Genomic DNA, 16,939 nt, shown 5'->3' with positions numbered 1-16,939 from the left:
TACCATTGACATAATAAAAAAATACATTGAAGAACAAGGTGAATGAAGACCTTAGCGACTAACCCCCACTAAATCAAATAGATTTTGAAGGGGAATGCGTCGCTATTTTTTTGTTCAAAATTCCCTTTATATCAAAAGTTGTTATAAAGAAGTCTGCTTATCTATTTATTTTTTCTAAAAGTTCATATTAATTCTGTTGCTTTAGAGTGAGAACAACTAGTTAAGTTTCTGTATATATGTAACAAACGATTCATGATGTACTCATTCATAAAGACATATACGACAAAAAAGAAATTGACATACCGTTGATAATATGTCAATTCCCTTTTTTTATAGTTATTTATTTGTCTTGCAAATCAATATTATTGATGTTCACTTGTCACTAGATCTTTCGACTTTCCTTCAACCAAAATAGGCTCTTTTACAAATTCTTCTTTTAATTCGTCTAAACTATTTTTTATATTTCCTTTTCCTGAGAAATTCTCAATTAAGTCTTTGACATCGATGCCAGAAGAAGCCTTTAGGGATTCCTGTAGTGTTGACATCAAATCTGTAGCATAACCTGTAACTTTGTTGGCACCACCATTTTCTCCACTACCTGTGTCAACGACAGTGATTTTATCAATATTTGATAATGGACTTGCAACTTCCTTCGCATATTGTGGAAGCATGCTAATAATCATATCAAGTGTTGCTGCTTGACCGTACATCTCAAATGCTTCAGCAATTTTTTGTTTCGCTTCTGCTTCTGCAAGACCTTTAAGACGTGTAACTTCCGCTTCTGCTTCCCCTTGTGCACGTTCTGCATCTGCTTTTGCAACACCGTCAATTCGTACTTTTTCCGCTTCCGCTCTTGCCATCGCTTCAACACGGTACTTTTGTGCATCTGCCTGTGCAATTTGTTGAGCTTTTTCCGCTTCTGCTGACTGCTCAACAGCATAGCGATCAGCATCTGCTTTCTTTTTCACCTCAGAATCATATTGCTTTTCTCGACGTGTAATTTCTTTTTCTTCAAGCTCAATTTGCTTTTGGCGCTCTATAATTCTAATTTGCATTTGTTGTTCTGTAACTTCCTGCCTAGCACGTGCTTCCTCTAAATGATACGCTTGGTCAGCTCGTGCTTTCGCAATATCCTGCTCTCTACGGTAATCAGCAATATTCATTTGATTTTCTTTTTCTGCTTCAGCAATTTCTGTTGCACGTTCTAATTCAGCTTTCTGAGCATCTTTATCCGCTTCAGCACGCTTAATGCGTGTTTCTTTGTCTGCTTCTGCCGTCGCGATGTCAGCATCACGTTTTACTTGGGCAATACGAGGTTTACCTAATGATTCTAAGTAGCCATTTTTATCGCGTACATCTTTAATCGTAAATGATACGATAACTAAACCCATTTTTGCTAAGTCTTGAGATGCTACCCGTTGAACCTCTTGAGAGAATTTTTCCCGATTTTTATAAATTTCTTCTACAGTCATTGATCCTAGTATAGAACGAAGATGTCCTTCCAATACTTCTCGCGCTTCATTTTGCAGTGCATCCTTTGTTTTCCCAAGAAACTGCTCTGCTGCTGTTGCAATTTCACCAATTGTGCTTCCAATCTTAATAATCGCTGTACCATCTGCCATAACAGGAACACCTTGTTCCGTATATACTTCAGGTGTTTGCACATCTAGTTTACTAGATAATAAGCTTAGCGGTTCGGATTGTTGGAATACTGGTAATACAAATGTACCTCCACCACGGACTATTTTTATTTTATTACCACCTTCATCGACATTAACATTTTTGCTCCCTAAGTAGCTTCCAGTAACGATAAGTGCTTCATCTGGGCCAACTGTTCTATATCTGCTAACAAATACAGCAATTAAAGCAAGAATTAATAAAACTACAACTCCTATTACGATAAATATTGTGCTAAGACCACTCATTTTATCTCCTCCTCTATTATTCTCTATCTTACAATAAATTTATTTTTAAAACTCATAATTTTCCTCATAAGGTGCTACTTGTAATACACCGGATTTGACATCAATGATAATGACTTGTTGTTCAGAAGCAATCGGCTGTTCATCAAAGCTCTGTGCAGATTTTGCGATATTGCCACTCTTACCTTCTAATATTACCTCTCCATAGCCACCTTTTGGAATTGAAATAATAACTTTACCAATTCTCCCCTTTAAATCGTCTTCAGATATAGTAATTGAGCTTTCAGCTGACTTTAATGGTACAAAAACAAATAAATGCAAAATAATTGAACAAACAAGAGCCGTAACAAAAGATATAATTGCTGAAACAATACTTGTAAGGGAAGTTAACCTTTCTAATAAGTATCCTGCTGCACTAAAAATAGTGAAAAATGATAACAACAAAGATGGATTTAAATATCCTCCGGGATCAACATCCAATATTCCATCAAGAATATCACCAAATAAAATATAAATAACCGTTAATATGCCTCCACCTATTAAACAATACAAATAAATAGTTTGTAAGGGATATCCCATAACCTCCATCATTTTTTCCTCCTTTCTTTAGGCTGCCTAATTAATAATACGATCTTATGCAAGAATAGTTTCAAAATTCTTTAATATTTTGTTTAGAAGCTACTAAAGTGAATAATCCCGGAATCCTATTTTCAATTCCATCATCTGAATCATATTTCATCGCCCATTTGATTCCCTTTTCTTCTTCTAAACAGTTTATTATGAAGCCAGCTTGTGAAACAGCTGTCACGACTTCTCCTATATTCCACCTGCGAATTTTCACTTTATTTAACGTATTACGATGATCTTCAGGTAATAAGATACGATATGCAACATCTTCGTCTATTACTTCTTCTTGAAAATAATCTCCCGCAGCTTTCAGTTTATTTTCTCCTTGAAGCAACTTGGATACGACTGGGTGATAGTCTCTAAGTATCAACTTCCCCCCATATTTGAGTGATTGGAAGACAAGCTTAAATAAAGGTTCTAAATCAATGAAATAGTGCAGCACTCCTAATTCTAGCAAAATGAAATCGTACTCTGCTAGCTTTTTTTCATCTGGAATTGCTAATACATCTGAAACGATGTACTCGATATTCACATTAGCTTCGTGTGCCAACTCTACTGCATATTTTTTATTTTCTTCTGAAATATCAACAACGGTTACTTCAGCTCCTAATAATGCAAAACACACAGCTTTATTACCTTTAGATCCTAACAAATTTGCTAGCTTTTTACCTTTTACGTCACCCATAAACCTTAAGTAGTGAGATACTTTATTTTCTGGATTTTTCTTTAACTGTAAAGCGTACTCTTTCGGTGTGCCATATCTTGCAGACCAAGCTTCGTAAGCTTTCTCATTCCATGCCATTTGATTATAGAAACTAATTACATCCTGTTTTATTTCGTATCCCCCCATTCTACTAAGTTTAATAATATTCGTCATGTTGCTGTTTTAATCCTTTATCTTTTTTCAAGTCTAATACATTAGTTCTGTTTATTAACTTTTTTGCTAATTTTTAGGGCAGAAATAATATTACGAATGCTTGATGTAATCGTGTTTATACTTTAGTAAAAAGTTACAATTTATGCAAAAACAACTTTGTACAATGTAGTTTTGCAGATAAATGGACTATTGCGATAAAACAGTCTAATATAGAAGTACATAAAATAATTGTAAGGAGATTTGTGCATTGAAGGATCGTAAGTGGTATCAATATTTGCTGTTTTTATTCGCAGCATTAGTATTATGGAAATTTGTAGATAATTATGAATTGGTAAAGCTGACGGTCTCTTCATTTTTATCATTACTATCTCCATTTTTTATCGCCTTTGGAATTGCATATTTATTAAAAGCGTTAGTTGATTATTTTGAAGGCCAATTCAGAATGAACCGGATTATAAGTATAACTGCTGTTTATTTATTATTCTTTTCATTTATAGGTTTAATCTTCACTTTTATAACCCCTATTATTATTGATAATATCGGTAACCTTATTAGCAACTTCCCTAAGTACATATCAGATACGAATGATTGGATTACAAAGTATATCGTTAATAATGAACTTTTTGAAAAGTACGGGGTAACATCTTATGTAAATACATACGCCAATGATTTATTTATGAAAATTGGGGAATTTACTAATTTGTTTTTAAATAAGCTTGCAGACTGGCTTATTTCGCTAACCTCGACTGCCTTTAATATACTAATAGGGATTATTATTTCGATCTATATGTTAAAAGATAAAGAGGCTTTTGGCATCGGAGCAAAAAAAATGGTCAAAGCATTACTCACTGAACGTTATGCTAAATCTATACTCCAATTTTTTAGTAATTTAGATGAAGTTTTCTCGAAATTTTTAGTTGGAAAATTATTAGATTCTCTTATTATAGGAATATTGTGTTTTATAGGGTTGTTATTATTGAATGTCCCTTATGCATTATTAATCAGCTTAATAGTGGGCATTACAAATATGATTCCATACTTCGGACCATTTATCGGCATGGTACCTGCTGTTATCATTACATTATTTAACGATCCAATCCAAGCATTATGGGTTGCCATTTTCATCTTTGGACTACAACAATTTGATGGTTATTATTTAGGACCGAAAATATTGGGTGATAAAGTTGGTTTAAGCCCTGTATGGATTATTTTAGCTATTATCATTGGTGGTGGTACAATGGGTGTCATAGGAATGTTTATTGCTGTCCCAATAGTTGCTGTCATAAAAACAACGGTTGAAGATTTAGTAGAAGCTAGATTATCTAAATAAGAACAAATACCTTAACATTAAGTAGTTCAGTTGGATTATTATCAATAATTTCCAATATGAACTACTTTATTTATGTTAACGATTATTGATTTTATCATCTTTGCATCCTCAAAAAAGCACCTCACTGACCTAGTTTAGTACAATTAGCTGTATATTATGCTTTAAGAGTATAAAACTAACAAACCAATTAAATGAAAATTATCTATTTTATGGTATTATGTATTCCAATACACTATATAACTGCTGTAAACTTTATTGAATTCAAACGGAGGAAAGATTATGAAGAAAAAACTAACTGGCAAAGTAATTGGATTTGAGTTAAATAGCCAAGATCCTGAAAAAGCTACAGCATTTTATGCAAATGTATTCGGTTGGGAAATTGCTGCACCACAATGGGGGTATCACCCTGTTTCGACTGGTGAAGGAGCAAATGAAGGAATAAGTGGGGGAATTGCAAAAGGTGCAAAAGATTATCCTCACGGAACACGTTTACAAATTGAAGTTGAAGCGATTGACGATGCCATTTCCAAAGCAAAAGAAAACGGTGCAATGGTCGTAAGAGATAAAATGGAATTTGATGAGTATTACCTCGCTTATTTAGTAGACCCTACAGGAATTGGTCTAGGTCTTATTCAAAAGAAATAATATTGAAATACATATTAGCATTCATAATGTAAGGTCATTTTGCGTCATCAACTCAGCTTCTTAACCAAAAGCTGAACATAAAAAGTCAGGTGGAGACTAATCCACCTAATTGAAAAACGTATAGAGCAAATAGCTAACATTAAAACAAAACTTGCTATATTCACCTTTACTTTTGCTAAAGGTGTATTCTTCAATGGTGTTTTTTCATACTAAGGATTAAAAAAACGTTTATAACCATTGTTCGTGACACATTTTCTGCAAATAAAGAAGCTTGCTATGCTTCTTTATTTGCACTAGGCATTTAGATACTAGTTAAAACTTAATTCAAGTATGCTTTTTAAGCCATGTAATAATATCTTCATACACCTCATCCCTGTTTGTTTCATTCAACATTTCATGCCGCCCACCTTTATATAATTTACAAGTAACGTCTTCAATACCTGCCGCCTTATACGCTTCATATACTTTCGATACACCTTTCGAAAAATTACCCACGGGATCTTTTGTGCCCGAAAATAAGTATATCGGTAAATCTTTTCGTATTTTTAAAATATTTTCCCTTCTATGAATGACCTCTAGGCCTGTAAATAAATCATAAAAGAAACTAGAAGTAAATACTTCACCACATAAAGCGTCGTCGACATATTTATCTACTTCTTGTTGATCCCGTGATAGCCAATCAAAATCAGTTCGTGTCGGTTTAAATGATTTATTATAGCTACCAAAAGACAGTTTATCTAACCGTTTGCTACGGTGACGCCGTCCTTTCCTAGTCATTTCGTTTTTTGCTAATCTTGCCCCAATTTTCCCCAAGATTCCAGGGTCGCCGCCAGTCCCAGAAAGTATTACACCAGTAATCTCCTCACCATGTAATTGAATAAATCTTCTAGACAAAAACGATCCCATGCTGTGACCAAATAAAAATATTGGAAGTTGTTCATGCTGTTCCTTGATCAGGTTAGTGAGTCGAAACATATCGGCTACAACTAAATCAAAGCCGTTTGTATCTGCAAAATATCCAATGTCTTCTTCATTATTTGCAGTGTGTCCATGACCTCGATGATCATTACCATAAACAATATATCCCTCATTGACGAGCACTTGAGCAAATGTATCATACCTCCCAATATGTTCTGCCATACCATGTGCAATTTGGACAATTCCTTTTGGGTGCTCGGATAATTCAGGAATCCATTTTTTAGCATAAACCTGCTCACTATCAGTTGCTGAATAAGTAAAGGTTGCAACTTGCATCATAACATCCCCTTGGCAGTAATTTTCACTTTGTTATATTTTATTTTGACTACACATAGAATTAATCCTTCTAATCAATTAAAATATATGCAAATAACATAATATTTCATTAGCTTTAGTAATTTTTAAGGCATATTGCCTTTCCTTATGAAATCATATGAGAAATATTATGGATAGGAGCGATTGTATGACAGGTTATTCTTCTAAAAACCATTCATATAAAGGTGTATTAGGTGATATGGAATCGTTCGTTGATCATATTAGTGACGTACTTCAATGCCCTATAACCATTGAGGATGCTAACCACCGATTAATAGCTTATAGTACACATGATGAACGAACAGACCCAGCAAGAATTAAGACAATCATTGGAAGAAGAGTTCCTGAAAAAATTATTAACAGTCTATGGAAAAACGGTGTAATTCCTGCTTTATTAGCAGGGGACGAACCGTTGCGTGTTAAAAGCATCAGTGAAGTCGGTTTAGGATCGCGTGTCGCAATTTCGATTCGCAAAAACAAAGAAGTATTAGGCTTTATTTGGGCATTAGAAGTAGAGAATCCTCTAGCTGAAGACGACCTGGTTTATTTACAACAAATGGCACAATTAGCAAAGAATCATCTGTTACAGCTCCAAATTCGTAAGCAACAAAACAAAGAGGGCTATCAAGAATTTTATTGGAAATTATTAACTGGTCATATGTTATCAAAGGATGAAATCGATCAAGAGTTCTTTCAATTACAACTAAATCCTCCTAAATTATTTTCAATCATCGTCTTTCAATTTGAAAGTAGTATTGATCATAATATAGAAAAAAACATTACATATATTTTAACTACGTCACAACGGGTAAAAATTATTTTTTACACTATTGATTATAATAAATTAATATTATTCACATCACCTAAAGAAGAGAACAACGAGCAAAAACATGAACTTACTAACTTTATCGAACTTTTTATAAAACGAATGAAAGAACGCTTCAACGTCACAAATATTATTGGAAGCGCAGGACAAGTTTATGATAAGTATCAAAAAGTTGAAACTAGCTATAAAGAAGCGTTAAATGTACTGGATCTAAAGGAACGTTATCCTAATGAAATGACTAATATTTTAAGTTACCAGGATATTGGCATCTATCAATACTTCGATATTTTATTGGAAAAGAAACGTAAGGATGGTATTGAGAATCATTCAATAAACAAGCTTGTAGAATATGATCGCCAACAAAATAACCATTTACTTCAGACATTAGAAGCTTATTTAGATTTTGACGGGAATATTAATGAAACAGCAAAACATCTCCATATTCACGTCAACACATTATCTTACCGATTAAAACGTATTTCAGCGGTTGGTGATATAAATCTAAAGGACCCCAACCAAAAACTTACCCTCTATATCGAAATGAAATTAAGCCGCTTAATGTAAGGGTCTGCCCCTCACTACTCGAACGTTTTAAAAGTAGTGAGGGGCAGACCTAAATCATTTGTGGAAATCCACAAATGGTCATTTTTACATTTTTGTTTTTACACAAAGAAAAAATATTTTTTTACATTTATACTAACCTTAAATATATGATCATGTTATTTAGTGACATTTATCAAGGGGGATAAAAGGATGATTATAGGGGTACCTAAGGAGATTAAAAACAATGAGAACCGTGTTGCCATCACTCCAGCTGGAGTTGTAGCATTAACGAATGCTGGGCATAGTGTATTAGTTGAAATGAATGCAGGCGTTGGAAGCGGATTCACAAATGAAGATTACAAAGCATCTGGTGCACAAATAATTGATTCTGCTCTTAAGGTATGGGACAGTGCAGATATGATTATGAAAGTCAAAGAACCACTTCCTTCTGAATACAATTACTTTCGCGAAGGTTTAATCTTATTCACATACCTTCACCTTGCAGCTGAACCAGAACTCGCACGAGCTCTTGTTGATAAAAAAGTAACAGCGATTGCTTATGAAACAGTTGAAGTAAATCGTACATTACCGTTATTAACACCAATGAGTGAGGTTGCTGGGCGCATGAGCTCACAAATAGGTGCGCAATTCTTAGAAAAACCCAAAGGTGGAAAAGGTATTCTCCTCGGTGGAGTTCCAGGTGTTTCACGAGGAAAAGTTACTGTCATAGGTGGTGGCGTAGTTGGTACAAATGCGGCAAAAATTGCTGCTGGACTTGGTGCAGATGTAACGATAATTGATTTAAGTCCAGAACGTCTTCGTCAATTGGATGACCTGTTCGGAAATAGCATACAAACTTTAATGTCAAATCCGTTAAATATCGCGGAAGCAGTAAGGGAATCCGATCTAGTTATCGGGGCTGTTTTGATCCCTGGTGCGAAAGCTCCCAAACTTGTTACTGAAGACATGGTTGCTACGATGAAACCTGGTTCTGTTATTGTTGATGTTGCGATTGATCAAGGTGGAATTGTTGAAACAGTTGACCATATTACAACACATGATAATCCAACATATACGAAACACGGCGTTGTCCACTATGCAGTTGCAAACATGCCTGGTGCTGTACCGCGCACATCTACGATCGCATTAACGAATGTAACAGTTCCGTATGCATTACAAATCGCTAATAAAGGCGTTGGAAAAGCAATCGCAGATAATATGTCCTTAAAGCTTGGTGTGAATGTTGCGAACGGTTCGGTAACATATGAAGCAGTCGCAACAGACTTAGGATACGAGTACATTTCAGTTGATCAAGCACTCAATAAAGAATTAACAACTATTTAACAATAGATGTAAATAAAAAAACAGAGGACGACTTATTAATAGGTCGTCCTCTTGTAGTAGCCAAGAATAGTTTTAAGGTAATTGATCTAATGCTTGTAATGTATTACATACAACAACAGCAAGCTGAGCTCTTGTCGTATCACCATTCGGTTTAAATGTACCGTCTGAATATCCCCCTACAATACCGTTTGTTGCAAGTGCGTCGATGTAATCAGCTGCCCAGTGGTCAGGCGAAATATCTGTAAACGATGATGTACCATCTCCTTCTAGCTGAAACAATAACGTAATGATTTTTGACATCTGTGACCTTGTTAAGGTGCCATCAGGATTAAATGTATTTGCCTTGACGAATATCCCCATTTCAGTTAGTTTAGCGATTGCATAATATGCAGGATGGTCTTCTGAAATGTCTGTAAACCCAGGGTTAGCAGGTATATTTTCTGTAAGTGGAATGGCATTGGCAAGGATAAATGCTGCTTCGGCACGCGTCACACTCCTATCAGGCTGAAACTCACCTTCAGGTAACCCAGCTAACAAGCCCGCATTGGCTAATGTCATGATCTTTTCATATGCCCAATGAGCTTTTGGTACATCAACAAATTCAGGGGCATTAGGAGGTGTATCTTCAACTGAATTATAATACTCAAAAAAAGCATCAGCCATTAATTGATACCCTTCTTCAGTCGGATGTACGTCTAATGGATTAGGAATTAAATGTGTAGCATTTGTCCCAAAGCTATCAAATAATGGTATAAAAAATGCATTTTCATTCTGCACTATTGATTCAAGTGTTTCATTTAATGTCTTACTCAGTTCTATAAGCTGAGCCTTCTGTTCATTTGAAGCATGTGGATAAGGAAAATAATAACCCATAATATAAATCTCAGCTTCAGGGCTTAACTCATTTACTTTAGAAATAATATTAGACATATTTGAACGAATGCTGGCAAGAGCAGGCGGTACAACAGCTGGATCTATACTAACCTTTCTCGTATCTGTATTAATTTCTACAAGTTGTAATAAATCATTCGCACCAGCAGATATTGTAACAAGATTTGCTTCTGCTAACTTTTCTTTAAGTGATTCATTTTCGAGATTATCTAGTACATCCTGTGAAGTATAACCTGGAAAACTAAATTCTTTCGTAAATGTGTCTAAAATACCTTCTTCAATAAATTGATTACCAATTAGGTCAGCATAACTATTCCCTAGCTCCTTATTAGGAGTAATACCAGCTGCCAATGAATCTCCCAATGCTATGTAATTAACAGTTTCTTGAGACTCCTCAGCAGATACAGGAGATAATACTCCAACAAACATGAGTAAAAAGCTCATTAATACAATATAACTCTTTTTAAACGATTTGATCATTTTTTCTCCCTTCAATTTTTTTATCTCTTAATCTAAACTTACTTTAACATGTATACGCTTCGTGCTATAAAAGATTACACTTAGTTAATGCTGAGAATTCCTTAGGAAATAGCATACAAACTCTAATGTCAAATTCATTAATTATCACAGAAGCAGTATAGGAATCCAGTCTAATTATGGGGCTGTTTTGATCCATGGTGCGAAAGCGCTTGAATTAGTTACAGAAGACGTCGTTGCTATGATGAAAAATCATTTAGGTATTGGTGATGTTGCAATCGATTATGGTGGTTTTTTTAACAGTTGATCACATAATCCAACATATTCGAAACACGGTGTTGCTCATTACACAGTTGCAAACATGCCTTGTACAGTGACGCGGACATCTACGATCGCTTTAACGAATATATCGTTCTATATGCACTACAAACCGCTTATAAAAGTATTAGGTCATCGCAAATAATACGTCCTTATAGTTTAGTGTGAATGTTGAGAAGGTTCGGTAACATATGAAACAGTCGAAACAGGCTTAGGCTACGAGTATATTCAGTTGGTCAAACACTCCAAAATGAATTAACAACTATTTAACATGTACTAAAATATAAAGAGAAGGATGCCTCTAATAAAAAGAGTCATCCTTCTCTTGTATTTATGCATCCTCTAACACCCTATGTAGTTAGCTTCATCAATACATAATTTTAATGTCGGCCTGTAAGGATGAGTTCGTTAGGATCGATAAACTCTGAAACGATGTGATAGTTTTGAAAAATCCTCTACTACATTCAAATGTCACTTTAATTGTATACTCTTAAAATGATGCTTTCTAATTACCCTCTTCTACTTCATCGATTTTATAAATTTTTTAGAGCCGACTGAAATGGGCGCATTTTTTAATGTAACGATGCCAAGTTTCCTAACCGGTATATCTTCCTGCAAATTCACTTCATAAAGTATGTTTTGTTCTAACTCTTCCATAACAAACTCTTTTGTCACGAACCCAACCCCTAGACCAATCTTGGAACATTCAATGAGCAAATCTACACTCCCGAGTTCAATTTCAGGCTCAAAAGTTAAGTCATATTTTTTAAACAAAGTTTCTATAAACTTCCTAGAGCTACTGTTTTTAGAAAATGTAATGAGTGGATAAGTCAAAAGGTCTTTCAATGATACGTCATTTTTTAATAACTTTTTATACTTTGAACTTACGACGAAGCAGCTATGGATATTAATGAACTCGGTTACATCCACTTGATTATCTTCGATTGGCAAGTGGACAATCCCGAAGTCAATTTTGCCTATTTTTAACATTTCAATGATATTAGGTGTCGTCCCGTGTTTTAATTGAATTTGAACTTGTGGATACTTGTCAGTAAACGTTTTAATATGAGGAAGTAAATAATGTTTACATAGAGAGTCACTGCTTCCTATACTTATTTCTCCACTCATTAAGTTTTTTAACTCATTAACTTTTTTCTCACCTTTTTCAATAAGGTGAAAGGCTTGCTCTACAAAATGAAATAACATTTCCCCTTCTTTTGTTAACCTAACTCCTTTTGATGTTCTTACAAACAGTAATGTATCTAACTTCTCCTCTAATTGTTTTATTGAATGACTAACACTAGGTTGTGTTAAAAACATTTTTTTTGCTGCTAGTGAAAAGCTTTTTTCTGTTGCAGTAATATAAAAAACACGATACAAATCTAAATTTTCAATAATATAAATCACCTCTATAACTGCTATAAATAACATTAATTATATTTATACCTAGAAGTTAATTATAATATACAAAACGGGAAGTGACATACGTGTAAGATAAAATATTATTATATGAGGTGAGTGCAAAATATGAAGAACTCATTAATAGACATGAAGGCTAGATCTCCTTGGTCCTCATTAAAAGAAAAAAATGTGATAAAGATATCTCCAAAAATCGGTAACATAAATGGGATAGTAACGATCCCAGGTAGTAAAAGCTTTACTAATAGAGCATTGATTTTAAGTGCTTTAGCTACTGGGAAATCTGTCATTTCAGGTGTACTAAAAAGCGACGATTCGTATTGGTGCCTAGAAACATTACGTAATTTAGGGGTAGGCATTTCGATAAATGATGATATAGTGTCTATCGAAGGATTAAATGGCATGTGGTCAGAAAGAAATGAACCTCTATACATCGGCGCTGCTGGCACCATTGCAAGATTTTTACCAGGTGTGTTAGCGATTGCCAATAAAGGATCTTGGGAAGTACATGCTAGCAAAAGAATGAGTGAGCGGCCTATAAAGCCATTAATAGATGCGCTATTACGAACTGAGGCTAGCATAAAATACTTGGGACAAGAAGGATACTATCCTCTAATAGTAAAAGGATCAAGCTTGAAAGGAGGAGATATTACAATTTCAGGTGCATTATCAAGTCAATTTATTAGTGGCTTATTGATAGCAGCTCCTTACGCAAAAGAAACTGTTAACATAGCAATATTAGATCACATTGTTCAAAAGTCCTATGTAAATATTACACTAGATTTAATGAAAAAATTTGGTGCAGAAATTCAATATGATAAAAACCTTAGCCATATAAAAATTGAGCCAAAGAGATATGTAGCTCAACACATTCATATAGAGCCCGACGTATCTACAGCAAGTTATTTCTTAGCTTTAGCTGCGATAACTAACGGCAGAATACGTATACCAAATATCAATTATCAAACGAAGCAGCCTGATATTCAATTAACTGATATATTAGTTCGTATGGGCTGTAAGGTGACGAAAGGAGCTAATTATATCGAATTACAAGGACCACCGAAGTTAAAGGGTGGCTTCGAAATAAGTATGAAAGAGATGTCAGATCAAGCATTAACCGTTGCAGCAATTGCACCGTTTGCTGACGGACCTATTACCATTAAAGAAGTAGCTCATATTAGACATCATGAATCAGATCGAATAACTGCCATTTGTACTTCTCTTTCAAAACTAAATATTAAAGTGACAGAATTTGAAGATGGTTTAACTGTCTATCCAGGAGAACCAACCCCAACATTATTACATTCTTACGATGACCATAGAGTCGCCATGGCTCTATCACTGATTGGTTCTCGTGTTGAGGGGATAATGATAGATAATCCGGGATGTGTTTCAAAAACATGTCCAACTTATTTTGATTTATTACGAGAGCTAGGATTAGATGTTTCCTAGACCGTATAATTGTATTTACCAAAGCTGTTATTGCATTAATTGTTGTTTTTCGCTATAGAAATAAACTCATATGGCATCATTTCTCTTCTAATAACTATATAAATTATATAATTTACATCAGATAGTCAAAATTAAGAGAATAAATCAACAAAAGTTTACGAAAATGGCCATTAATAAATAGTAAGGTTCGGAAATATCTCAAACAACTGTAGTCATTCAGTAAGTCTAGGAACAGAAAGTCTTTTCGTTTTTATCTTTTTCCGGCAGAAGACTCTCACCTCAAGGAATGAGAAGGGCGAAGCCCAATGTCGGTTGGAAAGTAGGGAGCGTGTGAGTAAACGTACAAGCTTTGCTTTCAGGGTAGGGACTACCCGTAGAGCCTGCTAAATAACTTGCAGTTACGCTAGTGTTCGCAGGAATCTCCCACTTCAAGCGAAGCTAAGTGGTGAGTAGTTCAATGAATGGGGTGAGATTTGATTAAGTAGCCGTGAAGAATCTAGCTTATCTCAGCCCCCTTCCAATGTAATGTGCGCCAACAGGTACTAAATTTAGCTCTCTGGCCCAAACAGATAGTTGACCGAGATGATGTATCTCATGAACAATGACATGATTTAAAATTTCTATCTTCGTAAATTCCTCGTCATCCCACGACACGGTAACATGTTCATCATCTAACCATTGTGAGTTCTCCTCAATAAAGCTCTCGATGTCAGAGCGACAAGCATGTGAAAGTGAAATAATGTTTTCAAGCGTATGATATTTTTTAAATTCTATCACCTTATCCTCTTCACCTTGAATTGCACGAATCCAACTGTACTCAACATCGATAATGTGAAATAACGTATAAAGAATGCTCCCAACGCCTCCAACACGATCTATTAATAATTCTTCAACAGTTAATTGCTTGCACCAATTGAACCATTCATCTCTTACCTGCCAATTGTATTTGAATAAATTATATATGTTATTTGACTCCACTCTTATTTGCTCCAATCTATAATTTATAATCTATTAAGTTAAATATTTTTTGCATCCTACGTCAAACTTTAATATATTGTAAATACGTCAAGTATAAACTGGGGTGAATAGTCATTGAAAAAAATAGCTATTATCGGAGCAATGCAGGTTGAGATTGACCTAATTAAAAATGAAATGGAAATCCTCTTTGAACACAAAATTGCAGGCTTTTCTTTTTATGAAGGAACTCTTTTTCATCAGCCTGTTATACTCACACGCTGTGGCGTGGGCAAAGTAAATGCAGCTTCTTGTACACAGATTTTAATAGATAAGTTTGAGATTGACGCGATTATTAATACTGGGGTGGCTGGTAGTTTACGAGATGATATAAAAGTTTGTGACATTGTTGTTTCGTCAGATGTAACTCATCATGATGTGAGAAGTTCTCAAATGAAAAATCTTTTCCCTTACCAAGAAGCATTTTATGCGAATAAACAACTAATAGACTGCGCGATTACAACCTGTGATTCACTAAAATCGACAACATATCATATAGGTCGAATTGTTAGCGGAGAATGTTTTGTTGAAGATAGTAAAATAAAAGAAACAATCATCGATACATACTCACCTGCTTGTGTAGAAATGGAGGGTTCATCAATTGGTCATGTAGCCTTTTTAAACGATATCCCATTTCTTATCATTAGATGTATATCCGATAATGCTGATGAACAAGCTTCATTATCTTATGATTCCTTTGAAAAAATTGCAGGAGAAAAGTCTTCAACAATAGTAATGAATATGATAAAAAATATATCATCTGTAGTAACTTAACTGGCATGACAACAGTTAATATGACAATACTGATTTTAACTTACAATTTAGCATTAGATAAAATAATCACATTCCAATTGATTGTTATGCCCACCTGTATAGGTGGGTTATTTATTGATCGTTGTTTTTCAAAATAAAAACAACATAAAAAAATCCTATTTATTAGTCAAATTTTACTAGCATGCATCAAAATGTCAGACATTTAAACAAAACTAAGCTAATTTTCATCTAAGAAAATGGGATTATGACGCATTGTACATCTTTCTATCTCTCAGTGAACCTCTCCAACTAATTGTTGTACAATTTGATGGAGCATCCCTTGTCTTAAATAGAGTACAAAACAAGCTATTAAGCCACCTTCGGTGACTCTAATGCCAAGTTAAGACTAATTAATGAAGACAAGTTTTGTTCTGTTCTTTTTGCCAATTCAGGAACTTTTGCCTGAAGGGACAACCATTTCTTTTCAGAAATGGATTTTTGGACTCCTCGAATAAAATATCGAGCTCCGATATTGTAAGAAGCTGATAAATCCGCATGATAAACTTTGCCCGTCGAGAACGTGGCAAGGTCTTTTTTAGGGTTTCTCTCTACTTTTCCCGAACCATCAAAAGCTAAGGCACTTGTATTTCTAGCGTTAATTCTAGAAATACGCATTCCGAGGTAGTGAGCCATTTGAGTGACTTTGTTTTTAATCCCTTTTTTTCTCCAATAATGGAGCTTGAAACGAAGTTTCTTTGCACCGTAGTACCCCTTTGGGGTTTTCATTTTATCCAAGTACTCTAAGACAATTACATCGCAATTATGCTCGCGAGCGAACTTCACGATTTCGTAAGAAGTATTGTTTACAATGTGTTTTTGAATTCCATTGATTCTACGCCAAAAGTTAGGAGCAGCTATCCAGCCAGTAATCGCTTGTACTTTGCGTAATTTGTTCGTCATTGTATACAATCGGTCTTTTTCTTTTGGCTGGTTAATAAACTTTCGAGCCAAGACAGTTCCGGTTGAATCCATAGCTGAACAAACCGCAGAGTTTGTGATTCCAAGATCTATGGCACAAATCTTTTGGTCTTTTAATTTTGTTTTAGTTAATGTTACTTTGTGTTCGTATGTAAAATTGAGAAAGTACTTTTTCCCAACCTTAACAAGCTTAGGACTAGATTCTTTCCATTCCCAAACGCCACGTTTAT

14 protein-coding genes and 1 pseudogene are annotated in these 16,939 nt (G+C 34.7%); 7 read left to right on the top strand and 8 right to left on the bottom strand.

Annotated elements, in window-relative coordinates; all coding sequences use genetic code 11:
* Positions 1–362: 362 nt before the first annotated feature.
* The 3 genes from floT to ACSVDA_RS23450 all read right to left on the bottom strand — a co-directional run bounded on the left by floT (position 363) and on the right by ACSVDA_RS23450 (position 3,384).
* Positions 363–1,925 (bottom strand): flotillin lipid rafts scaffold protein FloT, encoded by a 1,563-nt coding sequence (gene floT, locus ACSVDA_RS23460; protein ID WP_485886645.1) that lies wholly within the window; start codon positions 1,923–1,925, stop codon positions 363–365.
* 45 nt (positions 1,926–1,970) lie between these two features.
* Entirely contained in the window at positions 1,971–2,510 is a 540-nt protein-coding gene (locus tag ACSVDA_RS23455; RefSeq protein WP_485886643.1) for an NfeD family membrane protein, read from the bottom strand.
* Positions 2,511–2,571: 61 nt separating this feature from the next.
* Complete coding sequence (locus tag ACSVDA_RS23450; RefSeq protein ID WP_485886649.1) at positions 2,572–3,384, bottom strand: class I SAM-dependent methyltransferase; 813 nt, start codon at positions 3,382–3,384, stop codon at positions 2,572–2,574.
* A 289-nt stretch (positions 3,385–3,673) separates the two neighbouring features.
* On the opposite strand from ACSVDA_RS23450, the gene ACSVDA_RS23445 reads away from it, so the two are divergent.
* On the top strand, positions 3,674–4,756 hold the full coding sequence (locus ACSVDA_RS23445; protein WP_485886642.1) for an AI-2E family transporter: 1,083 nt from the start codon (positions 3,674–3,676) through the stop codon (positions 4,754–4,756).
* 279 nt (positions 4,757–5,035) lie between these two features.
* The gene (locus tag ACSVDA_RS23440; protein ID WP_485886640.1) at positions 5,036–5,401 is read left to right on the top strand and encodes a VOC family protein; all 366 of its coding nucleotides are present in this window, start codon (positions 5,036–5,038) and stop codon (positions 5,399–5,401) included.
* 324 nt (positions 5,402–5,725) lie between these two features.
* Here ACSVDA_RS23440 and ACSVDA_RS23435 read toward each other — a convergent pair whose 3' ends face one another.
* Entirely contained in the window at positions 5,726–6,655 is a 930-nt protein-coding gene (locus ACSVDA_RS23435; RefSeq protein ID WP_485886638.1) for a lysophospholipase, read from the bottom strand.
* A gap of 187 nt (positions 6,656–6,842) precedes the next feature.
* Between ACSVDA_RS23435 and ACSVDA_RS23430 the strand changes: the two genes are divergently transcribed.
* Both ACSVDA_RS23430 and ald read left to right on the top strand, forming a co-directional pair.
* Positions 6,843–8,084, top strand: a complete 1,242-nt coding sequence (locus ACSVDA_RS23430; RefSeq protein ID WP_485886636.1) for a PucR family transcriptional regulator — start codon at positions 6,843–6,845, stop codon at positions 8,082–8,084.
* A 189-nt stretch (positions 8,085–8,273) separates the two neighbouring features.
* The gene (gene ald, locus ACSVDA_RS23425) at positions 8,274–9,407 is read left to right on the top strand and encodes an alanine dehydrogenase (protein ID WP_485886634.1); all 1,134 of its coding nucleotides are present in this window, start codon (positions 8,274–8,276) and stop codon (positions 9,405–9,407) included.
* A gap of 72 nt (positions 9,408–9,479) precedes the next feature.
* Here ald and ACSVDA_RS23420 read toward each other — a convergent pair whose 3' ends face one another.
* A complete protein-coding gene (locus ACSVDA_RS23420) occupies positions 9,480–10,778 on the bottom strand; it encodes an S-layer homology domain-containing protein (RefSeq protein ID WP_485886632.1) in 1,299 nt (432 codons plus the stop codon).
* Between the two features lie 187 nt (positions 10,779–10,965).
* Here ACSVDA_RS23420 and ACSVDA_RS23415 point away from each other — a divergent pair.
* A pseudogene (locus ACSVDA_RS23415) lies at positions 10,966–11,238 on the top strand (hypothetical protein).
* A gap of 374 nt (positions 11,239–11,612) precedes the next feature.
* Here ACSVDA_RS23415 and ACSVDA_RS23410 read toward each other — a convergent pair.
* Entirely contained in the window at positions 11,613–12,500 is an 888-nt protein-coding gene (locus tag ACSVDA_RS23410; RefSeq protein ID WP_485886630.1) for a LysR family transcriptional regulator, read from the bottom strand.
* 120 nt (positions 12,501–12,620) lie between these two features.
* Here ACSVDA_RS23410 and aroA point away from each other — a divergent pair, with 120 nt between their 5' ends.
* Entirely contained in the window at positions 12,621–13,964 is a 1,344-nt protein-coding gene (gene aroA / locus ACSVDA_RS23405) for a 3-phosphoshikimate 1-carboxyvinyltransferase (RefSeq protein ID WP_485886628.1), read from the top strand.
* Positions 13,965–14,465: 501 nt separating this feature from the next.
* Here the strand turns inward: aroA and ACSVDA_RS23400 are convergent.
* The gene (locus ACSVDA_RS23400; protein ID WP_485886647.1) at positions 14,466–14,927 is read right to left on the bottom strand and encodes a DinB family protein; all 462 of its coding nucleotides are present in this window, start codon (positions 14,925–14,927) and stop codon (positions 14,466–14,468) included.
* Between the two features lie 129 nt (positions 14,928–15,056).
* Between ACSVDA_RS23400 and ACSVDA_RS23395 the strand changes: the two genes are divergently transcribed.
* The gene (locus ACSVDA_RS23395) at positions 15,057–15,752 is read left to right on the top strand and encodes a 5'-methylthioadenosine/adenosylhomocysteine nucleosidase (RefSeq protein WP_485886626.1); all 696 of its coding nucleotides are present in this window, start codon (positions 15,057–15,059) and stop codon (positions 15,750–15,752) included.
* A gap of 348 nt (positions 15,753–16,100) precedes the next feature.
* On the opposite strand, the gene ACSVDA_RS23390 is transcribed toward ACSVDA_RS23395, so the two are convergent.
* The coding region (locus tag ACSVDA_RS23390; RefSeq protein ID WP_485886624.1) for a nuclease/transposase family protein at positions 16,101–16,939 on the bottom strand (839 nt) is incomplete at its 5' end.

This window comes from Cytobacillus sp. Hm23 (assembly GCF_051842895.1).
In the GTDB taxonomy this organism is placed as follows: domain Bacteria; phylum Bacillota; class Bacilli; order Bacillales; family SM2101; genus Nanhaiella.
The sequence above is the reverse complement of the archived record's forward strand: the minus strand, read 5'-3'. Positions and strand labels throughout refer to the sequence as shown.

What these genes read in the sequence shown, in the direction of transcription:
- floT (WP_485886645.1), bottom strand. Translation starts at nt 1,925, where the DNA reads ATGAGTGGTCTTAGCACAATATTTATCGTAATAGGAGTTGTAGTTTTA.
- ACSVDA_RS23455 (WP_485886643.1), bottom strand. Translation starts at nt 2,510, where the DNA reads ATGGAGGTTATGGGATATCCCTTACAAACTATTTATTTGTATTGTTTA.
- ACSVDA_RS23440 (WP_485886640.1), top strand. Translation starts at nt 5,036, where the DNA reads ATGAAGAAAAAACTAACTGGCAAAGTAATTGGATTTGAGTTAAATAGC.
- ACSVDA_RS23435 (WP_485886638.1), bottom strand. Translation starts at nt 6,655, where the DNA reads ATGCAAGTTGCAACCTTTACTTATTCAGCAACTGATAGTGAGCAGGTT.
- ACSVDA_RS23430 (WP_485886636.1), top strand. Translation starts at nt 6,843, where the DNA reads ATGACAGGTTATTCTTCTAAAAACCATTCATATAAAGGTGTATTAGGT.
- ald (WP_485886634.1), top strand. Translation starts at nt 8,274, where the DNA reads ATGATTATAGGGGTACCTAAGGAGATTAAAAACAATGAGAACCGTGTT.
- ACSVDA_RS23420 (WP_485886632.1), bottom strand. Translation starts at nt 10,778, where the DNA reads ATGATCAAATCGTTTAAAAAGAGTTATATTGTATTAATGAGCTTTTTA.
- aroA (WP_485886628.1), top strand. Translation starts at nt 12,621, where the DNA reads ATGAAGAACTCATTAATAGACATGAAGGCTAGATCTCCTTGGTCCTCA.